The organism is Photorhabdus africana (genome assembly GCF_035181445.1).
GTDB lineage: Bacteria > Pseudomonadota > Gammaproteobacteria > Enterobacterales > Enterobacteriaceae > Photorhabdus > Photorhabdus laumondii.
The window spans coordinates 1-247 of record NZ_JAXBVE010000276.1; the positions used below are offsets into that span (position 1 = coordinate 1).

Annotated in this window: 1 pseudogene; it reads left to right on the forward strand. The window is 50.2% G+C overall.

The features are described 5' to 3' along the window. Positions 1 to 247: pseudogene (locus SLS51_RS23740) on the forward strand (IS1634 family transposase); the annotation flags it as partial.

Sequence of the window (247 nt, forward strand, 5' to 3'; positions counted from 1 at the left end):
GTCGGAAGTTTATCAGGTGCTTGCTGAGCAAGTGGTTGATAAATTGGGGCTGAAGCCCGATTCCGTTCATTTGGATATCACGAGTTTTCATGTCGATGGTGACTATGACAGTCTGTTGGGGGATGACACAAAACGTATTGCACTGGTGCCGGGTTATAGCCGGGATCACCGGCCCGAACTGAACCAGGTTGTCCTTGAGCTGATTTGCGAAAATCAGGCAGGTATCCCTGTCTACATGCAGGCCATG